Source organism: Achromobacter marplatensis, assembly GCF_049060505.1.
Classification (GTDB): Bacteria; Pseudomonadota; Gammaproteobacteria; order Burkholderiales; family Burkholderiaceae_B; genus Achromobacter; species Achromobacter marplatensis_A.
In genome coordinates this window covers 1-13806 of record NZ_JBMGRB010000010.1, presented here as the reverse complement: position 1 = coordinate 13806, position 13806 = coordinate 1, and the positions used below count along the sequence as shown (strand labels likewise).

Genomic DNA, 13806 nt, shown 5'->3' with positions numbered 1-13806 from the left:
CATGGCAGCCGCCCGTTTCCCCCATTAGGAGCCCGTCCATGCCCCCGGCCGATCACGGTCGCCCGCAACCCGCCGCCGCGCCCGCTTCCCGCGGACCGCTGGTCGGTATTCTGTTGCTGGTGCTATCGATGTGGACGCTGTCCTGCCTGGACGCCAGCGGAAAATGGGTGATGAACGCAGGCGTGCCGCTGCTGGTGCTGTCCTGGTTCCGTTATGTCGTGCATCTGGTGCTGGTGCTGGCGCTGGTCTTGCCCGCCCGCGGCGTGGGCGTGCTGCGCAGCAAACGCCCGCGCGAACAGCTGATCCGGGGCGGCTCGATGTTCCTGGCCACGCTGATGTTCTTCACGACGCTCAGCTATATCCCTCAGGCCGAGGCCACGGCCATCAACTTCCTGGCGCCCCTGCTGGTGTTGTCGTTGGCGCCCTGGATCCTGAAAGAGCCCGCCCGGCTATCGCGTTTCGTCGCGGCGGGCATCGCTTTCATCGGCGTGATCATCGTCATCCGGCCGGGTGGCGGGCTGCACCCCGTCGGTACCGTCTTCGGTCTGCTGACGGCCTGTTGCTTCGCGGCCCAGTTCATCGCCACGCGGCGGGTAGCTGGCGACGATCCGTTCACCTCGCTGATCTGGAGCGGCGCGGTAGGCACGGCCTGCCTGACGCTGTCCCTGCCCTTCGTGCTGCCGGCGGCGCTACCCGTGCTGCAATCGCTGTCCGCGTTCGATTGGTTCCTGCTGATCTCGACCGGCGTCACCGGCGGCGTGGGCCACCTGTTCCAGATCGCTGCCTACCGGCGCGCGCCCGCCTCGACGCTGGCGCCGTTCATCTATCTGCAAATCATCAGCGCCACGTCCGTGGGCTGGCTAGTCTGGGGCCATTTCCCGGATCCGCTGACTTGGCTGGGCATTGCGATCATTTGCGCCAGCGGCATCGGCATCGGCTTGGTCGAATGGCGCCGGGGCGCCGCTGCGCCAAAGGCCAGCGCGGGCTGACCAGCAACGGGGTGGCCAAGGCCAGCCCGGCAGCGGGCCAGTCCCGGCTCCCGTACAATGCTGGTCGCTTTTTGTGCTTTCGCGCACCGGCCGCGGCCGCATCCGGCATTCCCCCAGCATTTCGCATTTCCCGAGTGAGGTCTTCATGATCATCAAGCCCCGCGTGCGCGGTTTCATCTGCGTCACCACCCACCCCGTCGGCTGCGAGGCCAACGTGAAGAACCAGATCGACTACGTCAAGGCGCAAGGCCCGATCGCTGGCGGCCCCAAGCGCGTGCTGGTGCTGGGCGCCTCGACGGGCTATGGCCTGGCAGCCCGTATCAGCGCGGCGTTCGGCTGTGGCGCGCAGACGCTGGGCGTGTTCTACGAACGCCCGGCCGACGCCGCGAAACCCGGCACGCCCGGCTGGTATAACTCGGCGGCCTTTCACAACGCCGCGCAAGCGCAAGGCTTGTACGCCAAGAGCATCAACGGCGACGCGTTCTCGGACGACATCAAGCAAAAGACCATTGCCGCCATCAAGGCAGACTTGGGCCAGGTCGATCAGGTGATCTACAGCCTTGCCGCCCCGCGCCGCACGCACCCCCGGACAGGCCAGGTGTTCAATTCAACCCTGAAGCCCATCGGTCAGGCCGTGAACCTGCGCGGCCTGGACACCGACCGTGAAATCGTCAAGGAATCGGTGCTTGAACCGGCCACGCAAGCCGAGATCGACGCCACGATCGCCGTCATGGGCGGTGAAGACTGGCAAATGTGGATCGACGCGCTGCTGGAAGCCGACGTGCTGGCCGAAGGCGCCACGACCACCGCTTTCACCTATCTGGGCGAGAAGATCACGCACGACATCTACTGGAACGGATCGATCGGCGCCGCCAAGAAAGATCTGGACGAGAAGGTGCTGGACATCCGCGCCAAGCTGGCGGCGCGAGGCGGCGACGCGCGCGTGTCGGTGTTGAAGGCCGTGGTTACGCAGGCCAGTTCGGCAATTCCGATGATGCCGCTGTACCTGTCGCTGCTGTTCAAAATCATGAAGCAAGCCGGCACGCACGAAGGCTGCATCGAACAGGTCCATGGGCTGTACAAAGACAGCCTGTGCAGCGCCACGCCGATCCTGGACGCCGATGGCCGCTTACGCACCGACTACAAGGAACTGGACCCGCAAGTACAGGCGCAGGTGCAGGCTTTGTGGGGCCAGGTCACCAGCGACAACATCTACGAACTGACCGATTTCGCCGGCTACAAGCAAGACTTCCTGCGGCTGTTCGGTTTCGACATCGACGGCGTGGACTACGAGGCCGATGTGGATCCGGCCGTGGAAATCCGCGGCCTGATCTGATCGGCCTACAGGTAATCGAGGGTCACGATGCGGTATTGCCGGTCCGGACCGCCGTTGCGGTCCGCCACCGGCGGCAACGCCTTCAAGCTGACCTTGACGATGTTTGCGGCGGGGATGGCCTTGCGAGTGGCGGATTCCTCGCAACTGACCTGCGGCACGGGCGCCGCAGGGGACCCCCCGCCCATCTGAACCCGGCACCCTGCCGGTTCGACGATGGCGCCCGAGAATCGAATCGTGCCATCCTGGGCGCTGGCCGCGGCAGGCGCCAGCAACGAGACAAGAGACAACGCAAGCAGTGAATTGCGAACGGTCATGACGCCTCCCAAGGCGTTGGCAGATCCAGAAGGCGAACTTGCCTTCCGACCTGATAACGGCGTCGTCCTGCAAAACCTTAAATCCACGCGCTGATCGCCAAGAAAGTCGACGACACGCGAGTCTCTATCAAACGCCGAATGCTTCTATGTCGCGGTTGTCAATGAGACTACTCGCATTTTTTTACTGAATCAATTCGATTTATTCTTGAACGGGCATGGGCGCCTCGCCGTCACTACGCGAACAACTCCAACAACCTGTCCAGCCCGCCGTCGTCGATCGACACGTTCACCTCGCGTCGAACCGCCGGTTTGGCGTGGTAGCCCACCGACAACCCGGCCGCGCGCATCATCGGCAGATCATTCGCGCCATCGCCCACCGCAATGGCGCGCTCCGGCCCCACGCCGACAGCCGCGCACACGTCCACCAGCTTGCGGCGCTTTTCTTCGCCGTCGCAGAGATCGCCCCAAGCCTGCGGCAGCAACCGCCCTGTCAAATGGCCATTGACCACTTCCAGAACATTGGCGCGCACATCGTCCAAGCCCAGGCGCACGCGCAACCTGTCCGTAAAGCAGGTGAAGCCGCCCGTCACCAGCAAACACGTCAGGCCCGCGGCCTTGCAGGCCGCAATCAGCGTTTCAGCGCCGGGATTGATCTTCACGCGTTGCTCGTAGACCGTGTCCAGCAGCGTCTCGGGCATGCCGGCCAGCAAGGCCACGCGCTGGCGCAGGCTTTGCTTGTAGTCAACGATATCGCCGCGCATGGCCGCTTCGGTCAGCGCCGCGACTTCGGCCTTCTTACCCATCAGATCGGCCATTTCATCCAGCGTCTCGATCGAGATGAGCGTGGAATCCATATCGAACGCGATGACGCGGTAATCGGAAAGCGTCAGTGGAGGCGCAATGCCGCGCCATTGCAGGCCAGCGGCCATCGAAGAAGGAAGCATCGGAGTCCTTTTTTATCCGGGATGGGGCAAGCCGTGCTGCTGCGCGCACAGCCAGGCGATAAACAGTTGCGCCGGCACCGCCGCGGGACCGTCCTGCCGGTACAGGGCATGAATGCCGGCATTGGGCAGTTGGGGTTGCGCGAACAACGGCCGCAAGCGGTCGGCGCGGATGTCGTCTTCCAGCAGGCTCCACGGCGCCAGGGCAATGCCCAGGTCGTTCATGGCCGCCTGCATGCACAGGAACTGGTGATCGAACACGGGGCCGGGCAACTGCGCGGGCACGTCCACCTTGGCCAATGCAAACCAGCGCGGCCAGTGGTCCATGCCGCCCGATATCTTCAACAGCGGATGGCCCAGGCAGTCTGCCGGCGCGGCCAGCCGATTGCGCTCGATGAAGCGCGGCGACGCCACCGGCAGATGAAAATCGTCCAGGCAGTGCACGCAGGCCAGGTCTGACTGCGCCATGAAACCGTGCCGTATCAACACGTCGGCGCCGGAATCGCCGCCCCGGTCCAGGAACGGACGGGCCTGCGTGCTGAGCTGGACGTCGATCCCCGGATGCCGGGACTGAAAGGCCGATAACCGCGGGATCAGCCATTTCATGGTCAGCGACGGCGTGGCGCAGACGCGCAGCACGCCGCCGTAAGCCGGCGACTTCAGCTTGGCCGTTGCCGCGGCGATGCGTTCGAGGCTTGCCTGTACCTCGGGAAAATACGCCTGGGCGCACGGCAACAACGCCACGCCGCGCGCTTCGCGGGCGAACAGCGGCTGGCCCACGTACTCTTCAAGAATGCGGATCTGCTGGCTGACGGCGCTATGCGTAATGCTGAGCTCGTCGGCGGCCGCCGTGAAACTGCGCAGCCGCGCCGCGGCTTCGAAGACGCGCAGGGCTTTCAACGGCGGCAGGCTCTGCCCCGCCATGTCAGCGGACGCCCGCCCGGCCGCCGGCCAGGCGCAAGACTGTGCTGCTCTTTCCCACGTTTACCCTTGTTGTCTACTTATCGGCGGCGCGGCTGTCGGCGGCGCCCGCCCTGTTCAGCGGCATTCTAGGGGATAGCGGCGGCGCCGACCTCTTAGAAAATCTAACGCCATGCCTTAAAAAACACTGCTGGTCGCCGATCGGACGCATTCCTATGATGCCGGGAACCTAAGCAGGAACCCAACATGGCATCGATCACGGTAGACGGCATCGTCAAGACTTTCGGCGGGCAGCAAGTGCTGCGCAATCTGTCGTTGCACATTCCCGACGGCGCGTTCTACACGCTGCTCGGGCCCAGCGGCTGCGGCAAGACCACGTTGCTGCGCTGCATTGCGGGCTTTTATGCCCCCGACGGCGGACGCCTGCTGTTCGACCAGGACGACGTGACCCACGTGTCGGCCCACCGCCGCGATATCGGCATGGTGTTCCAGGACTACGCCCTGTTCCCCGACAAGACTGCCTTCGACAACGTGGCCTATGGCCTGCGCGCCCGTGGCGTGGCGCGCGCCGAAACCACTCGCCGCGCGAACGAGGCGCTGGATAAAGTGGGACTGTTGGCGCTGGCCGACCGCTATCCCGCGCAGATGAGCGGCGGACAACGCCAGCGCGTGGCGCTGGCGCGCGCGCTGGTGATCCGGCCGCGCGTGCTGCTGATGGACGAACCGCTGTCGAACCTCGACGCGAAAATGCGCCTGCAGATGCGCGACGTCATCCTGGACCTGGTGCGTGAAGCCGGCATCACCACTGTCTTCGTCACGCACGACCAGGAAGAGGCGCTGGCCATGTCCGACCGCATCGCCATCATGGACCACGGCAACATCGCGCAGTTGGGCACCCCCGAAGAACTCTACGGGACGCCCGTCAACGCTTACGTGGCCGACTTCATCGGTTCGGCCAACGTGATTCCAGTGCCTGCGCGCACGGGGCTGGCAGGCGCGCCCGACGACCATGTCCGCTATGAACTTTGCGGGCTGGGATTCGATGGCGTGCGCGGCAGCGCCCGGCTGGATGCCAGCGGCGTACTGATCGCACGGCCCGAGGAACTGGCCCTGATGGCGCCCGCGCCCTACGTGCCGAACACGCTGCCGGGCAAAGTACTGCGCCGCCAGTACCTGGGCTTCAAGACCGCCTATCGCATCGCCTTGGACAATGGTTCCGAGATCCGGGTCGAGCTGCATGCCGGCAACATGGTCGCGCAGTTCCAGCCCGGCGAAGCCGTGCAGGTGCTGATCCCGGCTGATAGCCGCGTCGTCAACGCCTGAGGACGCCCGCGCTATGAAAATCAAATGGTGGCCCTGGGGCATCCTGACCGCGATCAGCCTGGTCCTGCTGCTGTTCTTCGTGCTGTATCCGCTGGGCGTGCTGTTCGGCAACAGCGTCACCGGGCAAGACGGCGGCTTTTCGCTTGAGGGATTCAAGGCCCTGCTGGCCGACTCGCAATATCTGGAGGCCTTCGGCAACACACTGGTGCTGGGCTTGGCGGTGACGGCCTGCACGGTGCTGGTGGGGGTGCCGTTCGCCTACATGGTGGCGCGCTATGACTTCCCGCTGAAGAACCTGGTGGCGATCTTGCCGGTGCTGACCATCGTGATTCCCGAAATCATCGTGGGCCAGTCGTGGTTGTTGATCCTGGGCAATAACGGCCTCTTGACCAATCTGCTGGGCGACGCGGGCATCTCGCTGCCGTCCTTCTACGGCTGGACGGGCATGGTCTTTTCCATGACGCTCGTCTATTACACGTATATCTACCTGGGCGTGCTGGCCGCGCTGCGCGGCTTCGACGGACAGTTGGAAGAAGCCGGCCTGAGCCTGGGCACCCCGCCTTTCCTGACCAAGCTGCGGGTACTGGTGCCCGTGCTACTGCCCGCGGTGCTGGTCAACGCGCTGGTGGTCTTCACGCTGGTGGTGGGCAACTTCGCGCTGGCGATGCTGCTGGGCAGCCGCGTGCCGCTGCTATCGGTGATGACCTACAACACCTTTGTCAGTGAAATGGGCGGCAGCCCCACGCTGCAAAGCGCGATGTCGGTGGTGTCGATCGCCATCGTCGCCATCGTGCTGTTCTTCCAGAAACGCGTGGTCGAACGCAAGGTCTACACCATGACGCAGGGCCGCGCGCCGGCCGCCGTGCGGGTGCGCTCGTGGACGGCGGCGCTCTACACCGGCGGCGTCGGCTTCGTGATCCTGTTGTCCATGCTGCCGCTCATCATCGTGTTCGTGGCCGCCTTCACCAAGACCAGCGGGCCGGTCATGCAGTGGGGCCAGTGGTCGCTGGCCAGCATGCAGCGCGCGGTGCATGGCGCGCCCGAACCCATCCTGAATTCGTTGAAGTTCGCCTCGCTGGCAACGGTGCTGGGCGTGGCGTTCGCCGTACTGGTCAGCTACCTGACGATCAAGAAGCGCAGCGCCTTCACGCAAGTACTGGACTACATCGTGGTGCTGCCGCTGACGATCTCGGGCACGGTGCTGGGCATTGCGCTGGTGCAGACGTTCAACACCGGCTGGCTGGTGCTGGCGGGCACCTCCGGCATCATGGTGCTGTGCTACACCGTGCGCCGCCTGCCGTTCGCGGTGCGCAACGCCTCGTCGGTACTGTTCAACATCCCCGACTCGATCGAAGAGGCCTCGATCAGCCTGGGGGTATCCCCGCTGATGACGTTCTTCAAAGTGATCCTGCCCGCCATGAAGGCGTCGATCATTTCGGCGGCCATCCTGATGTGGCTCACGACCATCTCGGAACTCTCCGCATCGATCGTCGCCTACAGCGGCGGTCTGGAAACCATGCCGATCGCCATCTTCCGCCAGGTCGACGGCGGCCGGCTGGGCATGGCCTCCGCCTACGGCGCCGCGCTGGTCACGGTGATCGTGCTGCCCATCATCGTGTCGGTCAAGGCATTCCGCATCAAGCTGTTCTCCGGCAAATAACCCCCCTTCGATCCAAAGGCTAGCCATGCAACTCAAGCACCTGATACGCACCAGTGTCCTGACCGCCGCCCTGGCGACGAGCGCCGCGCACGCCCAGAATGTCGTGCTGTATTCGTCCAACAACACGGAAACCATCGAAACCGCGCTGGAAGCGGTGAAGAAGACGAGCCCCAAGCTCAACGTGCAGCCCGTCACGGGCGGCACCGGCACGATGATGAAGCGCATCGAGGCCGAGTCGCAGAATCCGCGCGGCGACTTGTTCTGGAGCGGCGGTTTCGGCACCTTGGGGGCCTACCGGCAGCATCTTCAGCCCTACCGCCCGGCCGACCTGGACAAGATCCCGGCCGAGTTCCGCGGGCCGGACGACCTCTGGGTTGGCACCAACGTGCATGTCATGGTGATGATGGTCAACGAGCGTCAATTGAAGGGCCTGCCGGCGCCGGCCACCTGGTCGGACCTGATGCAGCCGCAGTGGAAGAATAAGTTCGCCATTACCGACCCTTCCAAAAGCGGCACGGCTTACATGCTGGTGTACGGCCTGTACAAGCAGTTCGGACAGGCCGGCCTGGACAAAATCGCCGCCAACGCGGTCGTGACGGCCTCGTCGGGTACCACCTACAAGGGTGTGGCCGCCGGGGAATACGCCGTGGGCATGACGCTGGAGTACGCCGCGCAGGAATACGTGGCCGGCGGCCAAAAGGAGATCAAGCTCGTCTACCCCAGCGAAGGCAGCTATCTGGCGCCGGAAGGGATGTTCATCATCAAGGGCGCGAAGAACCTGGATGCTGCCAAGGCGCTGTATGACGGCCTGCTAAGCAAGGCGTCGCAAGAAGCGCAGCTGGTGAAGAACTTCCGCCGCCCGACGCGCACCGACGTGGCCGTGGCCAGCTTGACCACCCTGCCCGATCTGTCCACGGTCAAGATCTTCCCGGTCAGCCAGGAAGCCGCCGCCACCGAGTATGAATCCGTGGTCGCGGCATGGAACCAGGCGGTCGCCAAAGCGAAATGACCGCCAGGTAAGCCGGTCTGGCCGCGCAGAACGGCCAACCGTCAAGCAGGCAGGCCGGTTCGGCCGAGGCGCCTCAGGCGCCCTGGACCATCCGGCCGGCGGCCAGCACCAGTTGGCGCCCGCAACGCGCGGCCAGCTGCGGGTCGTGCGTCACCAGCACCAGGGTGGTGCCGTGTTCGCGGTGCAGATCGAACATCAGGTCGATGACCGTGACGCCCGTCGCGGCATCCAGGCTGCCGGTGGGCTCATCGGCAAACAGCAGGTCGGGCTGCACCACGAAGGCGCGGGCAAGCGACACGCGCTGCTGCTCGCCGCCGGAGAGCGTTCGGGGATAGTGGTGCAACCGCGCGCCCAGCCCCACGCGTTCCAGCATGGCTTGCGCGGCTTCGCGGGCGGATTGCCCGGCCAGCTCCAATGGCAACATCACGTTTTCCAGCGCGGTCAGGTTCGGCAGCAACTGGAACGACTGGAACACGAATCCCACATGATTGGCGCGCAGCCGCGCCCGGCCATCCTCGTCAAGCGCGAACAAGTCCTGCCCGGCCAGGTGTACGCTGCCCATGCTGGGAACATCCAGCCCGGCCAGCAGTCCCAACAAGGTGGATTTGCCTGATCCGGAACTTCCGGTGATGGCTACGGCACTGCCGGCTGCCACCGTAAAATCGATACCCTCCAGGATAGACAGCGTCCCGCCGGCATCGGCCACCCGCTTGCCCAGCCCTTTCACCTCGATCGAATTCTTGCTATCCATGCGCCTATTTTCCCGTCTGCGTCTTACATCCGCCCTGGCGAAAACCGCCCTGGCAGCCGCCGTCATGGCGTCCCCCGCCCACGCTCAGACCACTGCGGCGGCCCAGGGTTCCGCGCCGCGCACCGTATTGGTGGTGGGCGACAGCCTGTCCGCCGAATACGGCATCAAGCGCGGCACGGGCTGGGTGCCCTTGCTGTCCGCCCGGGTTTCGGAACAATACCCCAAGTACCAGGTTGTCAACGCCAGCATCAGCGGCGATACGACCAGCGGCGGCGTGGCTCGCCTGCCTGCACTGCTGCGCCAGCACGCGCCGGCGGTGGTGGTGTTGGAGCTGGGATCGAACGACGCCTTGCGCGGCCTGTCGCTGGCCATGACCGAACAAAACCTGCGCGCCATGGCCCAGGCGTCGCGCAAGGCGGACGCGCAGGTGCTCATCGTGGGCATGCAGATCCCGCCCAACTATGGCCGCGATTACACGCAGCGTTTCGCCCAGCTGTTTCCCACGGTCGCCAAAGACGAAAACGCCCGGCTCGTGCCCTTCCTGATGGAAGGTATCGCAACGAACCGGGCGATGTTCCAGGCTGACGGCATCCATCCGAACGAGGATGCCCAGCCGCAATTGCTGGACAACGTGTGGCCGGCGCTGCGACCACTGTTGAACTAGCGCCTGATCAGCCTGCCGCCTGCGGCGGCTCGCCGCGAATGACTTCGGCGGCGCTGGGCAGCACTTGCACCTTGTACTGTTCACGCAGCATCTTCAGCAGCGCTTCGATTTCGGCCTGGCCCAGGCCACCCGACAACTGCTGCTTCAGACGGTCCTTGGCGGCGGCATCCACCGTGCCGGCCTCGACCTTTTCCAGGCGGACCAGCGTGTAGTCCACGCCGGCTTGCACGCCGGCATAGCCGGGCAACTGGGTGGCCGGCAGGCGCATCGCGGCATCCACCACCGCTTGCGGCAGGTCTTTGGGGTCCTGGCGCGACACAGTCACGGCAGGCGAGAAGCCTTCCGGCGCGGCCGACGGATTGGCCTTGTCGGCCGCCAGCGCGGCCTCGCCGGCCTTCTTGGCGGCTTCGGCCGAACGTTCGTCCAGCAGCTTGGTGCGAATGGTGTCGCTGACCTTGTCCAGCGCCGGCACGTGCGCCGGTTCCACGGCGGCCACGCGCACGGCCATCATGGTGGCGGGCGACAATTCGATCACGCCGGAGTTCTGTTTTTCGCGCAGCACGTCCGGCGAGAACAGCACCTGGCGCACGCGCGGATTGTCCAGCAGCTCGGCGTCGGGGCTGTCAGCGGCCGAGCCCGGGCCGGCCTTATCGGCGGGCAGCAGGCCTTCGCGAGTCACGCCCGAAGCGGTGCGCAGCTTCAGGCCGACGGCGTCGGCCGCGGGTTGCAGGCTGTCGCGCTGGTCATAGACCTGCTTGTTCAGTTGGCTGGCCATTTCCGAGAAGCGCACCGCTGCAAGCTGCTTGCGGACTTCGCCGGTAATCTGGTCCTTGACCTCGGCCAGCGGCTTGATGGCAGCGGGCTGGATTTCAGTGACCTTGACGATGTGCAGGCCGGACGGGCTTTCCACCACGCCGGACACCTGGTCCTTGGCCTGGCCGAAAATCGCCTTTTCAAGCGGACCGGTCAACATGCCCGGCGCCAGCCAGCCCAGATCGCCGCCATTGGCAGCCGACCCGGCGTCTTGCGAATTCTTGCGGGCCAATTCAGCAAACTGCGCCGGATCGGCGGCGGCCTGGCGGGCCAGGTCGTCAGCCTTGGCGCGGGCAGCCTTGCGGGCATCTTCCGACGCGCCCGGGGCCAGTTCGATCATGATGTGGCTGGCGCGGCGGCGTTCGGGCTGACCGAAGCGGTTCTTGTTTTGCTCGTAATAGGACGTCAGGTCTTCGTCCTTGACCTGAATGCCTTGCGTGGCGGCGGCCTCGTCCAGCACCAGGTACTGCACCTGGACCTGCTCGGGCACCTGCAACTGCTGCTTGTTGGCGTCGTACCAGGCCTGGATGTCGGCCGGCGCAACGGTGACTTGCGAGCGGAAGTCCGCGGCGGCGAAGCGGCGCGTCTGCACCGTGCGCTGCTGCGTCAGTGCGGTTTCCAGCGATGCCACGACTTCAGCGGGCGCGCGCGACGATTGGCCGATGGGCTCCAGCACGCGGGCCACCGCCAGGTCGCGGCGCAGGCCAGCCTCGAAAGAGGTCGGCGACATGCCCTGTGCTGCCAGCACCTGGCGATAGCGTTCGGGCGAGAAGCGGCCGTTGTCCTGCACTTCCGGAATGGCGGCAATGGTGTTGCGCAGCGTTTCATCGGACACCGTGAAACGGTTGTCGACGGCAACGTTTGCCAACAGGCGCTGATTGATCAGCTGATTCAGCAGGCTTTCACGCATCGCCGGCGTGTCGACCACGGCCGGGTCGAATTGCGCGCCCATGCGCTGGCGGAACTGCTCCAGCTGGTTGCGGTGCGCCTGGTCAAATTCGGCACGCGAAATAGGCTGGCCGTCGACGGTCGCCAACTCAGGCTCTTGGCGCATGAAGCTGTCATAGCCTTGAATTCCGACCAGGAAGAAGGACGGCACAATCAGAATCAGCAGGATGAACTGCATCCAGCGCCGATGGCTGCGAATAAATTCGAACATGGAATCCCTGTTGCCGCGCTCCGGGGGTATCCACCCAGAGCCGCAAGAAAACGCATAAAAAAGGGCGAACTCGATTCGCCCATTCCCATACCGGTCATTACCGGATCAGCGGGCGGATTTTAGCATTACCCGCCCGTATGGGAGCTTCGGAATCTCTCCAAGTTCCCGTCGGGCCTTCCGACCTGTCCCCACTACATGGAAGGCGCGCGCCGTCAACCCGGGAAATCACCATTTTCGCGCCTCCCGCGCCCTCGTATCGTGACTTTCAGGAGTCGCTCGCCGTTTGGTCGCGTCCCCGACGCCTCGCCTTTCCGGCCGGCGCCCCTTTCACCGCCACATAAAGGGTTTCCTCGATGCCGCTTACCTCCCCCCGCCTGCATGTTCTGCGCGCTTGTATCGCCCTGGCCTTTCTGGGCGGCGCGCACGCGGCGCTGGCCGCGCCCGTGGCCGCCGTGCACGAAGCCGCGAAGGCCCAGCAACAGGCGATGCTCGACACCATGCGGGATCTGGTCAACATCGAGTCAGGCAGCAAGGACGTCGAAGGCGTGGAACGCATCGCCGAATTGATCCGCGACCGCCTGAAGGCGCTGGGCGGCACCGTCGAGATCCTGCCGGCCACCGATGTCTTCCGGCTGGATGACACCCCGGAGAAAGTCGGCCCGATGGTACATGCCGAGTTCAAGGGAACCGGCACCAAGAAGATTATGCTGATCGCGCATATGGACACGGTCTATCGCAACGGCATGTTGAAAGACCAGCCGTTCCGGGTGGATGGCGACAAAGCCTACGGCCTGGGCATCGCGGACGACAAGCACGGCGTCGCGACCATCATCCACACGCTGACCCTGCTGCAGAAACTGGGCTTTCGCGACTTCGGCACCCTTACGGTGCTGATCAATGGCGACGAAGAGATCAGTTCGCCGGGCGCCCGCAGCACCATCACGCGGCTGGGGGCCGATCAGGACGCCGTCTTCTCGTTCGAAGGCGGCGGCGCCGAAGCCCGCCTGACGTTGGCCACCAGCGGTATCGGCGCGGCCTATCTGACCGTGCAAGGCAAGACCTCGCACGCCGGCGCCCGGCCCGAAGGCGGCGTCAACGCGCTTTATGAACTGGCGCACCAACTGCTGCAGTTGGACAAGCTATCCAAGCCCGAAGAGGGTCTGAAACTGAATTGGACCGTGGCCCAGGCAGGAACCAACCGCAACGTCATCCCCGGCCAGGCAACCGCCCAGGCCGACGCCCGCGCGCTGCGCGTGTCCGATTTCGACGCCTTGGCGCGCACCCTGGAAGAGCGCATTCAGAAGAAACTGCTGCCCGAATCCAAAGTCTCGGTGAAGTTCGAAGTGCGCCGGCCGCCCCTGGAGGCCACCGCCGCATCCCGCGCCCTGGCCCAGCACGGCGTGCAGATCTATAAAGAGCTGGACCTGCCGATGAAAGTCGTCGACCGCGCCAGCGGCGGCGGCACGGACGCCGCGTTCGCCGCCCTGAAAGCCCGCGGCCCGGTCGTCGAAGGCATGGGTTTGAGCGGATTCGGCGCCCACTCCAACGATGCCGAGTACATCCAGATCAACAGCATCGTGCCGCGCCTGTACCTGGCAACCCGCATGATCATGGACGTGTCGCAAGACAAAGCCGCGCTGAAGTGAGGGCCCCCACGCTGCGCTCGCTGCGCGAGCTTGCTGCCCCCCGAGGGGGCTGCGCCGCCTTGGGGGCGGCCCGGCGGCGGCGCGGCTGACGCCAGGGGCCCCCACGCTGCGCTCGCTGCGCGAGCTTGCTGCCCCCCGAGGGGGCTGCGCCGCCTTGGGGCGGCCCGGCGGCGGCGCGGCTGACGCCAGGGCCCCCACGCTGTGCTCGCTTCGCTCGCTTGCTGCCCCCCGAGGGGGCTGCGCCGCCTTGGGGCGGCCCGGCGACGGCGCGGCTGACGCC

12 protein-coding genes are annotated in these 13806 nt (G+C 65.4%); 7 read left to right on the top strand and 5 right to left on the bottom strand.

Annotated features, from left to right (window positions below):
- Positions 1-38: 38 nt before the first annotated feature.
- Both ACI0FO_RS22860 and fabV read left to right on the top strand, forming a co-directional pair.
- Positions 39-989, top strand: a complete 951-nt coding sequence (locus ACI0FO_RS22860) for a DMT family transporter (protein WP_416030442.1) — start codon at positions 39-41, stop codon at positions 987-989.
- A 145-nt stretch (positions 990-1134) separates the two neighbouring features.
- The gene (gene fabV, locus ACI0FO_RS22855; RefSeq protein WP_416030440.1) at positions 1135-2325 is read left to right on the top strand and encodes an enoyl-ACP reductase FabV; all 1191 of its coding nucleotides are present in this window, start codon (positions 1135-1137) and stop codon (positions 2323-2325) included.
- A 5-nt stretch (positions 2326-2330) separates the two neighbouring features.
- Here fabV and ACI0FO_RS22850 read toward each other — a convergent pair whose 3' ends face one another.
- The 3 genes from ACI0FO_RS22850 to ACI0FO_RS22840 all read right to left on the bottom strand — a co-directional run bounded on the left by ACI0FO_RS22850 (position 2331) and on the right by ACI0FO_RS22840 (position 4504).
- Complete coding sequence (locus ACI0FO_RS22850) at positions 2331-2639, bottom strand: hypothetical protein (protein WP_416030438.1); 309 nt, start codon at positions 2637-2639, stop codon at positions 2331-2333.
- Between the two features lie 233 nt (positions 2640-2872).
- A complete protein-coding gene (gene serB, locus ACI0FO_RS22845) occupies positions 2873-3583 on the bottom strand; it encodes a phosphoserine phosphatase SerB (protein WP_416030436.1) in 711 nt (236 codons plus the stop codon).
- Positions 3584-3595: 12 nt separating this feature from the next.
- Positions 3596-4504: a LysR substrate-binding domain-containing protein gene (locus ACI0FO_RS22840; protein WP_416030434.1), complete on the bottom strand. Its 909-nt coding sequence runs from the start codon at positions 4502-4504 to the stop codon at positions 3596-3598.
- A gap of 243 nt (positions 4505-4747) precedes the next feature.
- Between ACI0FO_RS22840 and ACI0FO_RS22835 the strand changes: the two genes are divergently transcribed.
- From ACI0FO_RS22835 to ACI0FO_RS22825, 3 genes are read left to right on the top strand one after another with little or no spacing between them, the layout of a single operon-like run.
- A complete protein-coding gene (locus ACI0FO_RS22835) occupies positions 4748-5824 on the top strand; it encodes an ABC transporter ATP-binding protein (RefSeq protein WP_416030432.1) in 1077 nt (358 codons plus the stop codon).
- 13 nt (positions 5825-5837) lie between these two features.
- On the top strand, positions 5838-7484 hold the full coding sequence (locus ACI0FO_RS22830) for an ABC transporter permease (protein ID WP_416030430.1): 1647 nt from the start codon (positions 5838-5840) through the stop codon (positions 7482-7484).
- Between the two features lie 25 nt (positions 7485-7509).
- Entirely contained in the window at positions 7510-8493 is a 984-nt protein-coding gene (locus ACI0FO_RS22825) for an ABC transporter substrate-binding protein (protein ID WP_416030428.1), read from the top strand.
- A gap of 73 nt (positions 8494-8566) precedes the next feature.
- Here ACI0FO_RS22825 and ACI0FO_RS22820 read toward each other — a convergent pair whose 3' ends face one another.
- Entirely contained in the window at positions 8567-9244 is a 678-nt protein-coding gene (locus ACI0FO_RS22820; protein WP_006222273.1) for an ABC transporter ATP-binding protein, read from the bottom strand.
- Here ACI0FO_RS22820 and ACI0FO_RS22815 point away from each other — a divergent pair.
- Positions 9243-9908 carry an arylesterase gene (locus ACI0FO_RS22815; protein ID WP_416030426.1) on the top strand — a complete coding sequence of 222 codons (666 nt, stop codon included), beginning with the start codon at positions 9243-9245 and terminating at the stop codon, positions 9906-9908. The two genes, ACI0FO_RS22820 and ACI0FO_RS22815, sit on opposite strands and share 2 nt — an antisense overlap.
- Before the next feature lie 7 nt (positions 9909-9915).
- Here ACI0FO_RS22815 and ACI0FO_RS22810 read toward each other — a convergent pair whose 3' ends face one another.
- Positions 9916-11880 (bottom strand): SurA N-terminal domain-containing protein, encoded by a 1965-nt coding sequence (locus tag ACI0FO_RS22810; RefSeq protein WP_416030424.1) that lies wholly within the window; start codon positions 11878-11880, stop codon positions 9916-9918.
- A gap of 353 nt (positions 11881-12233) precedes the next feature.
- On the opposite strand from ACI0FO_RS22810, the gene ACI0FO_RS22805 reads away from it, so the two are divergent.
- On the top strand, positions 12234-13526 hold the full coding sequence (locus ACI0FO_RS22805; RefSeq protein WP_416030422.1) for a M20/M25/M40 family metallo-hydrolase: 1293 nt from the start codon (positions 12234-12236) through the stop codon (positions 13524-13526).
- Positions 13527-13806 lie beyond the last annotated feature (280 nt).

What these genes read in the sequence shown, in the direction of transcription:
- ACI0FO_RS22860 (WP_416030442.1), top strand. Translation starts at nt 39, where the DNA reads ATGCCCCCGGCCGATCACGGTCGCCCGCAACCCGCCGCCGCGCCCGCT.
- fabV (WP_416030440.1), top strand. Translation starts at nt 1,135, where the DNA reads ATGATCATCAAGCCCCGCGTGCGCGGTTTCATCTGCGTCACCACCCAC.
- ACI0FO_RS22850 (WP_416030438.1), bottom strand. Translation starts at nt 2,639, where the DNA reads ATGACCGTTCGCAATTCACTGCTTGCGTTGTCTCTTGTCTCGTTGCTG.
- serB (WP_416030436.1), bottom strand. Translation starts at nt 3,583, where the DNA reads ATGCTTCCTTCTTCGATGGCCGCTGGCCTGCAATGGCGCGGCATTGCG.
- ACI0FO_RS22840 (WP_416030434.1), bottom strand. Translation starts at nt 4,504, where the DNA reads ATGGCGGGGCAGAGCCTGCCGCCGTTGAAAGCCCTGCGCGTCTTCGAA.
- ACI0FO_RS22835 (WP_416030432.1), top strand. Translation starts at nt 4,748, where the DNA reads ATGGCATCGATCACGGTAGACGGCATCGTCAAGACTTTCGGCGGGCAG.
- ACI0FO_RS22830 (WP_416030430.1), top strand. Translation starts at nt 5,838, where the DNA reads ATGAAAATCAAATGGTGGCCCTGGGGCATCCTGACCGCGATCAGCCTG.
- ACI0FO_RS22825 (WP_416030428.1), top strand. Translation starts at nt 7,510, where the DNA reads ATGCAACTCAAGCACCTGATACGCACCAGTGTCCTGACCGCCGCCCTG.
- ACI0FO_RS22815 (WP_416030426.1), top strand. Translation starts at nt 9,243, where the DNA reads ATGCGCCTATTTTCCCGTCTGCGTCTTACATCCGCCCTGGCGAAAACC.
- ACI0FO_RS22820 (WP_006222273.1), bottom strand. Translation starts at nt 9,244, where the DNA reads ATGGATAGCAAGAATTCGATCGAGGTGAAAGGGCTGGGCAAGCGGGTG.
- ACI0FO_RS22810 (WP_416030424.1), bottom strand. Translation starts at nt 11,880, where the DNA reads ATGTTCGAATTTATTCGCAGCCATCGGCGCTGGATGCAGTTCATCCTG.
- ACI0FO_RS22805 (WP_416030422.1), top strand. Translation starts at nt 12,234, where the DNA reads ATGCCGCTTACCTCCCCCCGCCTGCATGTTCTGCGCGCTTGTATCGCC.